This is a genomic window from Streptomyces sp. NPDC002044 (assembly GCF_040296725.1).
Classification (GTDB): domain Bacteria; phylum Actinomycetota; class Actinomycetes; order Streptomycetales; family Streptomycetaceae; genus Streptomyces; species Streptomyces antarcticus.
Genome location: NZ_JBEOXU010000214.1, coordinates 1 through 8,087, shown reverse-complemented (window position 1 = coordinate 8,087; position 8,087 = coordinate 1). Strand labels below are relative to the sequence as shown.

Genomic DNA, 8,087 nt, shown 5'->3' with positions numbered 1-8,087 from the left:
AAGCCGCCCGCCACCACGATCTTCGCGGAGGTGGTGGAGCGAGGAGCCGCTCCGCCGCTAGAGCTTGCGAAGTCCACTGAGCACCCTTTCGAGCAAAGTCACGTCCGGCGTGCCGCCGGCCTCTCCGTTGCCCGGCTGGTGGATGGCCACCATTCCGGCCTCCGCCAGGTCGGCGACGAGGATCCGGGCGACACCGAGCGGCATCGACAGCAGTGCAGAGACCTCCGCGACCGACTTGACCTCTCGGCACAGGGTGCAGATGCGCTGGTGCTCGGGGAGCAGGCCGGAGAGGTGCATCGGATCGGCGGTGGTGCTGACCAGCGCCTCTATGGCGAGCTGGTAGCGGGGCCGGGTCCGGCCGCCGGTCATCGCGTACGGACGCACCAGCGGCTGGTCGCCTTCCGAGTACGAATCTCCGTACGCATCGGGGTAGGCGGGGGGCGGGGTCATTGATCCTCCGGGCTGGACAGCAGTGGTCAGCGTGCCGTCTGACGGGGCGGCCGGTGGGGGGACGGTATGACGGCCTGTCGGGGGTACTGGGTTCCGGGGCGCGGGCCCCGGTCTCCCGGCCGGAAGTACCGTCCGGCCGGGAGGGGAGAAGTCAGATGAGCAGGCTTCCCTGAAGCTCGGCGCGCAGGTCCGGAGTGAGGACACTGCCCGCGCGGTCCACGAGGAGGGCCATTTCGTAGCCCACGAGGCCGATGTCGCACTCGGGGTGCGCGAGAACGGCCAGCGAGGATCCGTCCGAGACGGACATGAGGAAGAGGAATCCCCGGTCCATCTCGACCACGGTCTGGTTGACGGCGCCGCCTTCGAAGATGCGGGAGGCGCCGGCGGTGAGGGAGGTCAGACCGGAGGCCACGGCCGCCAGCTGGTCGGCGCGGTCGCGCGGGAATCCTTCGGACATGGCCAGAAGGAGTCCGTCGGCGGAGACCACCACGGTGTGGGACACCCCGGGGGTGTTGTCCACGAAGTTGGTGATCAACCAGTTCAGGTTCTGTGCCGCCTGGCTCATCGAACTCAACTAACGCTCCTGCTGATAAGTGGGGTCGATGTGGTGACTGCCGGTCGCCGGACCGCTCGTGCCGGCTTGACGGCCCTGCTGGATACCGCGTCGGAGGTTGGTCAGACGCCCCCGGACGTCGTCCGGGGACCGGGAGACCTGCGGGCCGGCCTGCTCCTCCGCCTGCTGCTGCGCCGTGCCGGCCACGAGGTTCGCCCGTGGGACCCGGCGGGGCAGCCCCGAGGTCGTGATGCCGCCGGCGGCGGGCTGGCGCACGCGCTCGGCCTGCCGCATCAGCTCGTCGTTCGGCGAGGAACGCCAGCTGACCGTCGGCATCGCGCCGGTGGCCGCCGCGGCGGACTCGGCCGCCTGCTCCTGGCCGCGCTGCGGCAGCTGCTGCTGCTGCTGCGCAGCGGGCGCCGGGGCGGACTGCTGCGGCTGCTGCGGTACGCCCGGTCCCTGCGCGGGGGGCTGCTGCCCCTCCTCGCGGAACCAGTTCGACTCCAGCGTGTCGAAGATCGGGCTGCGCGCCTCCCGGGCGCCGGGCGCCGGCGGCAGCGCCTCGGGCCGGGGGACCGGCGGCAGGCCGGGAGCCTCCGGGCGCCGGGGCGGTACGGGCGCGTAGTCCGCGCCGTGCTGCGGAGCCTGCGGCTGCTGGTACTGCTGCGGGGCCTGGGGCTGCAGCGGGGCCTGGGGGGCGAAGCCGCCGACACCGGGACCGCCCGGCCGCTGGGGCTGGTACCCCGGGCGGGCGAACTGGCCGGTGGAGGACGGGTCCGCGGGTCCGCGCAGCTCCGGGCGCTCGAACTGGCCGGTGGAGGACGGGTCCAGGGGACCGCGTACGTCCGGGCGCTCGAACTGTCCCGTGGTGCTGCCCGGGCCGTCGCCCTGGGGCATCGGGGCGTTGAAGTCCGGGCGGGCGAACTCGGAGGTCGAGCCGGGGCCCGACAGCTCGTCGTGGCCGCGCGCCGGCTCGGCGCCCCAGCTGGTGGTCTGCGGACCGGGAAGCTCCGGACGCGGGGCACCGCCGCGCGGCGGCAACTGCGGCCGGGGGCCGCGCGAAGCCGGAGCGGCGGGCTGCTGGGGCTGCTGCTGCGCGGGCTGGGCCGCCGGCTGCGGCGGCTGGGGCCGCTGGAAGCCGTTGCCCTGGGGGAACCCGGCGGGACCGCCGTTGGCCGGGGGCGGGGACACCGGACGGGCCTGCGGGCCGCCCGAGAGGCCGCCGCCGGCGAAGCCGCCCGCGGGAGCACCGGGGAAACCGCCCGCCGCACCGCGGCCCGGCAGCGGGGCGCCGGATCCGAAGGCGCCCTGACCCTGGCCGAAGCCGCCCTGGCCCTGGCCGGAGGTGGTCGGCCCGGACTGCGGACGGCCGCCCGGCGCACCGGGACCGCCCTGCTGCGGGAGACCGCCCTGCGGGGACTGCTGGCCCTGCGGCCGCTGCTGGCCCGCACCGTCGCGCCCCGGGAGGGCGGCGCGCTGGCCGGCTCCGGAGACCTGGCCGCGCTGGGGCGCCGTACCGACGGGGGGACGGGCGCCGCCGGGCACGGAAGCCTGCGCGCCGGGGCCGCCCGGGGCGCCGCCGGGGCCGCCCTGGTTCGGCATCGGAGCCGGCTTCTTGCCGCCCTGGGCGACGTCCACCGGCAGCATGACGAGGGCCGTCGTACCGCCCGAGTCGGAGGGGCGCAGCTGGATGCGGATGCCGTGTCGCAGGGACAGGCGGCCGACCACGAACAGGCCCATGCGGCGCGATACGGAGACGTCCACGGTCGGCGGGGCGGCGAGCCGCTCGTTGATCGCGGCGAGGTCCTCGGGGGACAGGCCGATGCCGGTGTCGTGGATCTCGACGAGCACGCGGCCGTCCGGCAGCGCGTGGCCGGTGACCTTGACCTTGGTCTGCGGGGAGGAGAACGAGGTGGCGTTCTCCAGCAGCTCGGCGAGCAGGTGCACGAGGTCGTTGACGACGCGGCCGGCGACGTCGGTGCCGGGCACCGACGTCAGCTCGATGCGCTCGTACTGCTCCACCTCGGACGCGGCGGCGCGGAGCACGTCGACGAGCGGGACGGGGCGGGTCCACCGGCGGCCCGGCTCCTCGCCCGCGAGGACGAGGAGGTTCTCGCCGTTACGGCGCATGCGGGTCGCGAGGTGGTCGAGCTTGAAGAGCGAGGACAGCTGGTCCGGGTCGGCCTCGCGCGACTCCAGCTCGGAGATGAGCGAGAGCTGACGCTGGATGAGGCCCTGGGAGCGGCGCGAGAGGTTGGTGAACATCGCGTTGACGTTGCCCCGGAGGAGGGCCTGCTCGGCGGCGAGGCGGACGGCCTCGCGGTGCACGTCGTCGAAGGCCGCGGCGACCTGGCCGATCTCGTCGCGGGTGTGCAGGCCGACCGACTCCACGGAGGTGTCGACGTCCTGCGGGTCGGACTCGGAGAGCTGCTTGACGAGCTCGGGCAGGCGGTCCTGGGCGACGCGCGTCGCGGTGTCCTGGAGGCGGCGCAGCGAGCGGATCATCGACCGGGCCATGACGAAGGCGCCGACGAGGGAGACACCGAGGACGAGGAGGATCAGCGCACCGTTGAGGATGGCGTCCTGCTGGGACTCGTTCTTGAGCTCGCGGGCCTTCTGCTCCATGTCCTCGAGCAGGGTGAGCTCGATGACCTTCATGGCCTGGAGCTTGGTGCCGTCGGCGTCGTACCAGTCCATCCAGGACCGGTACTGCTGCTCCTTGGCGAACTGCCCCTCGGTGCTCAGGACGCGGCGGGTGAAGTGGTCGGCCTTGCCGATCTCCTGGTTGCCGTCGCCGAGCGCGGCGAGGAGCTCCTCGGGCTTGCCCTGGTAGACGAGTTCGAAGGTCTTCTTCGACTGGCTCTCGCCGCGGAGGGCGGAGAGGGCGTACAGACGGTCGTTCTCGCCCAGGCTGCCCTGCTGCTCACCGCTGTCGGGGAGGGAGGCGGCGATGACCGCGCGCTGGATGGAGGCGTACTCCTTGGCGGAGGAGAACGCCGCCAGGGCACGCGTGCGCTTGATCATCTCGGGGTTCGAGGTGGCCTGCGCCATGTCCTGGGACAGGGACAGCAGCGAGACGATCAGCGCGTTGTACTCGGTGATGGTCTGCTGGGCGCCGTTGGCGTAGGCCTTCTTGCGGATGTCCTCGATGCCGGTGAGCTGGCGGCCGATCTGGAGGATGTTGTTGCGGATCGACTTGAGCGTCTCGTCCTTGTCCTCCGCGCTGTCGACCTTGTCGGTCGCGGAGGCGAAGGCCATGGCGGCGGTGTCGGTCTGCTCCCGGACACCGTCGACGATGCTGTTGCTCTTGCCGTTCTTGGTGATCGACATCGGACCCGCCGACATGTCCCGCTCCTCCTGGAGCATGGCGGCCAGGTTGGTGGCCTGCCGGGTCATGGTCGTCAGCAGCTGCATGTGCTCCAGCTGGGCGATGTCGTTCATCGAGTCGTTGATGCGGAAGCCGCCGAGCGTGGTGGCCGCGACGACGGGAAGGGTCAGCAGCGACACCAGTCGCGTGCTGATGCGCCAGTTCTGCATGGCGAGACGAGAGCCGGGCCCGCTGGGGGCCTTCGGTATCGCCACGTCCTGCGTCGTCGGCGTGGCCTTGACGGCCGCCTTGCCCTTGCCGGGCTTCCCGCGACCCTTCGCCTTCACCGCGGTGGAGGCGTCGGGGCTCGCGCCTTCGACAGCCGGCCCGCGGTTCTGGGCGTGCTGGGGCGAGGAGCCACGGTCGGTTCCGCCGCGAGGCTCCTGCTCCGCGGCAGCTTCCCCACGGCCTTGGCGGGCCTGGGGAGACCCCTTGCCATCCCTCTTGAATCGTCCCTGCACTAGCGTCGCAACCTCTGGACCAGGCGCCCTACCGGGTGAACGGTGGGACGGTGTCGAGTCGTGGGGCACTAACGGCCCCATGTGTGGTCGTCGGTGACCGGCGCGTTTCCCTCTCCTTGCCACCGCGCTCGGCGCTGGGTCGCGCCACCTGCGCGCCGACTGTTTCCCGCGGCGGTCCCGCGAATTCCAGCACAGTGGAGGATCTCCAACAAGGTGCGCGGGTCGGCCCGCGGAGTCGGTGACGGCACGTGACAGACGGGCTACGCGATGTGGGGCTGCTTTCGGGATGAACCGGACTTACGCCAACCAAACACCAAGGCTGGCAAGGTGTCCCAGTCGCGATGATCAGGAGCGGAATGGCGCATTCAGTGGCATAATGTCCGCTTTGTTAGCCTCAATTGACTGCCCGTTATGCCTACTATGTCGGGTCACGGGTGAGCAAACTCACACAGCCATGGCCATTACTTCCCGGTTCCACGGGGGATTTAGATGTTTAGCCTTGCCCCTTGAAGGGTTGGCGCCAGGGTCGCGCACGCGACAGCCGACATCCGCAGACCGAACCGAGGACCCCGAACTCCGATGAAGACGACGACGATGTTCCGCAACATAGCCAACCCCCGCCGCACCACCCTCGCGCACCTGAAGGACGCAGAGGAGCTGCAGGCGGCCCCGGCCGTCCCGGACCACGCCGTCGAGCTGCCGACGCAGACCGCGAACCCGCGCCGCACCATCCTGATGGACGCGCCGGTCGCCGCCGCGCAGTAGGCACCTGGCGAACGGACGCGAGGCGCTCCCCTCCACCGCGTTAGCCTGGAGTCCGCAGACTCCAGCCAGCGGACATACAGAGGGGCAGACGCAACACGTGCGCATCGCCAGGTTCTCCATCGACGGCAATGTCGCGTTCGGCGCGGTCGAGGGCAGTACGGCCCCCGGCGCCGAGGGTGAGCTCGTCCTCGACATCATCAAGGGGATTCCGTTCGCGGACTTCGAGCTCTCCGGGGTCAAGGTCCCGCTCGGCAAGGTCCGGCTGCTGCCGCCCGTGCTCCCGAACAAGGTCGTGGCCGTGGGCCGCAACTACGCGGAGCACGCGGCGGAGCTCGGCCACTCGGTCGTCGACGACCGGGGCCGGCTCGAACCGCCGATCACCTTCTTCAAGCCCTCCACCTCGGTGGTCGGCTCCGGCGACCCGATCACGTACCCCTCCTTCTCGCAGGACCTCCACCACGAGGCGGAGCTCGCCGTGGTCATCGGCCGCATGTGCCGCGAGGTCCCCAGGGAGCGCGTCAAGGACGTGATCCTCGGCTACACCTGCGCCAACGACGTCACCGCGCGCGACGTCCAGCAGCGCGAGAAGCAGTGGGCCCGCGCCAAGGGATTCGACAGCTCCTGCCCCCTCGGCCCCTGGATCGAGACCGACCTCGACCCGGGCGATCTGACCATCCAGTGCACCGTCAACGGCGAACAGCGCCAGCTCGGCCGCACCAGTGACATGGTCCGCTCCATCGAGGACCTGATCGTCCACATCTCCGAGGCCATGACGCTGCTCCCGGGCGACGTCATCCTCACGGGGACCCCGGCCGGAGTCGGCCCCCTGAACGTCGGCGACGAGGTCGCCGTCACCATCGAAGGCATCGGCACTCTCACCAACAAGGTGATCAAGCGTGGCTAACGCGAACGTCCGCGTACGTTTCTGTCCCTCCCCGACCGGCAACCCCCACGTGGGCCTGGTCCGCACGGCCCTCTTCAACTGGGCGTTCGCCCGGCACCACGGCGGCACGTTCGTCTTCCGCATCGAGGACACCGACGCGGCGCGCGACTCCGAGGAGTCGTACGAGCAGCTGCTCGACTCGCTGCGCTGGCTCGGCTTCACCTGGGACGAGGGTCCCGAGGTGGGCGGCCCGCACGCCCCGTACCGCCAGTCCCAGCGCATGGACATCTACGCGGACGTGGCGAAGAAGCTCCAGGACGGCGGCCACGCCTACCGCTGCTACTGCACCACCGAGGAGCTCGACCAGCGCCGCGACGCCGCCCGCGCGGCCGGCCGCCCCTCCGGCTACGACGGCCACTGCCGCGACCTGACCGACGGGCAGAAGGCCGCGTACGAGACCGGGGGCCGCACCTCGATCGTCCGCTTCCGGATGCCCGACGAGACGATCACCTTCACCGACCTGGTCCGCGGCGAGCTGTCCTTCACCCCGGAGAACGTGCCGGACTTCGGCATCGTCCGGGCCAACGGCGCCCCGCTCTACACGCTGGTCAACCCGGTCGACGACGCGCTGATGGAGATCACCCACGTCCTGCGCGGCGAGGACCTGCTGTCCTCCACCCCGCGCCAGATCGCCCTGTACAAGGCGCTGACCGAGCTGGGCATCGCCCAGGGCGTCCCGGACTTCGGCCACCTCCCGTACGTCATGGGCGAGGGCAACAAGAAGCTCTCCAAGCGCGACCCGGAGTCCTCGCTCAACCTGTACCGCGAGCGCGGCTTCCTCCCCGAGGGCCTGCTGAACTACCTCTCGCTCCTCGGCTGGTCCTTCTCCAAGGACCAGGACATCTTCTCGATCGAGGAGATGGTGGCGAAGTTCGACATCCCGGACGTCAACGCCAACCCGGCCCGCTTCGACCTCAAGAAGGCCGAGGCCATCAACGCCGACCACATCCGCCTGCTGGACCCGAAGACCTTCGCGGACGCCTGCGGCCCGTGGCTGCGGGCCCCGCACGCGAACTGGGCCCCGGAGGACTTCGACGCCGACGCCTGGGCGGCCATCGCGCCGTACGCCCAGACCCGGGTGACCGTCCTGTCGGACATCACCGCCAACGTCGACTTCCTCTTCCTGAAGCAGCCGGTCGAGGACCAGGCGTCCTGGGACAAGGCGATGAAGGGCGAGCCCGCGGCCCTGCTGACGACGGCCCGCGAGAACCTCGCCGCCGCCGACTGGAACGACCCGGAGTCGCTCAAGCAGGCCGTCCTGACCGCCGGAGAGGCCCACGGCCTCAAGCTCGGCAAGGCGCAGGCGCCGGTCCGCGTGGCCGTCACCGGCCGCACGGTCGGCCTGCCGCTCTTCGAGTCCCTGCAGATCCTGGGCCAGGAGCGCTCGCTGTCCCGCATCGACGCCGCCCTGGCGAAGCTCGCCGGCTGACCGCCGCCCCGCGCACAAGAGGCCCGGGGGCGGGGGGCCCGGGGCGGGGGGGGGGGGCGTGGCCGGGTACGGGGGGGGGGGGGGGGGCGGCGCGGCTAAATGTGGGCAGGGGTTGTGTT

General features: G+C 71.5%; 6 protein-coding genes and 1 pseudogene. 3 read left to right on the top strand and 4 right to left on the bottom strand.

The window, feature by feature from the left end; all coding sequences use genetic code 11:
- From ABT106_RS29825 to ABT106_RS29810, 4 genes and pseudogenes are all read right to left on the bottom strand, one after another.
- Nucleotides 1–77 (bottom strand): annotated as a pseudogene (locus ABT106_RS29825) (ATP-binding protein); the annotation flags it as partial.
- Nucleotides 58–450, bottom strand: a complete 393-nt coding sequence (locus ABT106_RS29820) for a DUF742 domain-containing protein (RefSeq protein WP_007266775.1) — start codon at nucleotides 448–450, stop codon at nucleotides 58–60. The pseudogene ABT106_RS29825 and the gene ABT106_RS29820, both read right to left, overlap by 20 nt.
- 151 nt (nucleotides 451–601) lie before the next feature.
- A complete protein-coding gene (locus tag ABT106_RS29815) occupies nucleotides 602–1,015 on the bottom strand; it encodes a roadblock/LC7 domain-containing protein (protein WP_008739864.1) in 414 nt (137 codons plus the stop codon).
- Nucleotides 1,016–1,024: 9 nt separating this feature from the next.
- The gene (locus ABT106_RS29810) at nucleotides 1,025–4,831 is read right to left on the bottom strand and encodes a sensor histidine kinase (RefSeq protein WP_351283565.1); all 3,807 of its coding nucleotides are present in this window, start codon (nucleotides 4,829–4,831) and stop codon (nucleotides 1,025–1,027) included.
- A 579-nt stretch (nucleotides 4,832–5,410) separates the two neighbouring features.
- On the opposite strand from ABT106_RS29810, the gene ABT106_RS29805 reads away from it, so the two are divergent.
- From ABT106_RS29805 to gltX, 3 genes are all read left to right on the top strand, one after another.
- The gene (locus ABT106_RS29805) at nucleotides 5,411–5,596 is read left to right on the top strand and encodes a hypothetical protein (protein WP_267717647.1); all 186 of its coding nucleotides are present in this window, start codon (nucleotides 5,411–5,413) and stop codon (nucleotides 5,594–5,596) included.
- Between the two features lie 97 nt (nucleotides 5,597–5,693).
- Nucleotides 5,694–6,500, top strand: coding sequence for a fumarylacetoacetate hydrolase family protein (locus ABT106_RS29800; RefSeq protein ID WP_351283562.1), 807 nt, complete (start codon nucleotides 5,694–5,696; stop codon nucleotides 6,498–6,500).
- On the top strand, nucleotides 6,493–7,968 hold the full coding sequence (gene gltX, locus ABT106_RS29795; protein ID WP_351283559.1) for a glutamate--tRNA ligase: 1,476 nt from the start codon (nucleotides 6,493–6,495) through the stop codon (nucleotides 7,966–7,968). The genes ABT106_RS29800 and gltX overlap by 8 nt, the downstream gene beginning before the upstream one ends.
- The last annotated feature ends 119 nt before the right edge of the window (nucleotides 7,969–8,087 follow it).

Excerpts from the sequence above, each read along its gene's own strand:
- ABT106_RS29820 (WP_007266775.1), bottom strand. The coding sequence starts at position 450 with ATGACCCCGCCCCCCGCCTACCCCGATGCGTACGGAGATTCGTACTCG.
- ABT106_RS29815 (WP_008739864.1), bottom strand. The coding sequence starts at position 1,015 with ATGAGCCAGGCGGCACAGAACCTGAACTGGTTGATCACCAACTTCGTG.
- ABT106_RS29805 (WP_267717647.1), top strand. The coding sequence starts at position 5,411 with ATGAAGACGACGACGATGTTCCGCAACATAGCCAACCCCCGCCGCACC.